At 65.3% G+C, this 1,745-nt stretch carries 1 protein-coding gene and 1 pseudogene; both read left to right on the plus strand.

Features of this window, described 5'->3' with window-relative positions; all coding sequences use genetic code 11:
- Nucleotides 1–224, plus strand: a pseudogene (locus WB785_RS23520) (hypothetical protein); the annotation flags it as partial.
- A partial coding sequence (locus WB785_RS23525) for a virulence factor Mce family protein (protein ID WP_424082318.1) occupies nucleotides 221–1,745 on the plus strand: 1,525 nt, incomplete at its 3' end. The pseudogene WB785_RS23520 and the gene WB785_RS23525, both read left to right, overlap by 4 nt.

Raw genomic sequence — 1,745 nt, forward strand, 5'->3', positions numbered from 1 at the left:
CGCCGGGACCGCCCGGGGCGCGCACCGAGCCGCTGGGACCCCCCGGCCCGGTTCCGCCACCGTCCACGTTCGCGCCCGGATACCCACCTGGACCCCCGGCACCACCGGGACCCGGCAACCAGCTGCCGGCACCGTACATCGCACCCGGCGTACAGGGCAGCATCCCCGGCGGCGCCGGAGGCGGCTCGGGAGGTCAGAGTGGCTCGGTAGGAGGTCAAAGTTGAGCACCGTCTTTGATTTCCGCAACCTCCGGCTGCCGAAGCTGTCGCGGGCGTCGGTGATCATCGGCGCGCTGGCGGTTGTGCTGGCGCTTGTTCTCGCGTTCGTTGGGTTCCAGCTGTTCAAGAAGTTGACGAATAACACTGTGGTGGCCTACTTCCCGGAGGCCAACGCCCTCTATTCGGGCGACAAGGTCGAGATCATGGGTGTCAAGGTCGGTGCGATCGACAAGGTCGAGCCGGCTGGCGACAAGATGAAGGTGACCTTCCACTACAGAAACAAGTACAAGGTGCCCGCCGACGCGCAGGCCGTGATCCTCAACCCGACGCTGGTGGCATCCCGGCTCATCCAGCTGGAGCCGCCCTACAAGGGCGGTCCGGTGCTGGCCGACAACGCGGTGATCCCGGAAGAGCGCACCCAGGTGCCCACCGAGTGGGATTCGCTGCGCAACTCGATCACCCACGTGATCTCGAAACTGGGCCCCACCAAGGAGCAGCCCAAAGGGCCGTTCGGCGACGTCATCGAGGCCTATGCCAATGGGCTGGCCGGCAAGGGCAAAGAGATCAACACCACGTTCAACGCCCTGTCGCGGTCATTGACCGCGCTCAACCAAGGTCGCGGCGACTTCTTCGCGGTGGTGCGCAGCCTGGCGCTGTTCGTCAACGCCCTGCACGCCGACGACCAAAAATTCGTCGCGCTGAACAAGAACCTGGCCCAGTTCACCAACAGCTTGACCGGCTCTGATCGTGACCTGGCCAACGCAATACAGAACCTCGACGGTTTGCTCAGCACAGTTCGGCCATTCCTGGACAAGAACGCCGAGGTGCTGACGCATGACATCAACAACCTCGCCGACACGACCAACTCGCTGGTCCAACCCGACCCGTTGAACGGTCTGGAAACCGGCCTGCACGTCCTGCCGACGGCGCTGTCGAATGCCAACCTGATTTACCACCCGGCGCAGAGTGCGATCGTCGGCCAGCCGGCGGGTGTACTCGGCACCCAGGGTTTCGCGAACCCGATGGAATTCGTCTGCAGCGCGATCCAGGCCGGCAGCCGGTTGGGCTATCAGGAATCGGCCGAGCTCTGCGCGCAGTACCTGGCGCCGGTTCTCGACTCGATCAAGTTCAACTACCCGCCATTCGGCCTGAACTTGTTCAGCACCGCCGCGACGTTGCCCAAAGAGGTTGCCTACTCTGAGCCGCGGCTGCACCCGCCGGACGGCTACAAGGACACCACCGTGCCCGGGATCTGGGTGCCCGACACGCCGACGTCGCACCGCAACACCCAGACCGGCTGGATCACCGCGCCGGGCATGCAGGGCGTCAAGGTGGGACCGGTGACGGCAAGCTTGTTGACCCCCGATTCGCTTGCCGAACTGATGGGTGGGCCCGACATCGCGCCGGTTCAATCGAACTACCAGACCCCGCCGGGCTACCCGAATGCCTACAACGAAGAGCCTGGTCCGCTGCCCTACATCGGGCAGCCGGGCAATCCGGCTCCGGTTCCGCCGCCGCCACCGGGAC

Source organism: Mycobacterium sp. (genome assembly GCF_049585075.1).
Taxonomy (GTDB): domain Bacteria; phylum Actinomycetota; class Actinomycetes; order Mycobacteriales; family Mycobacteriaceae; genus Mycobacterium.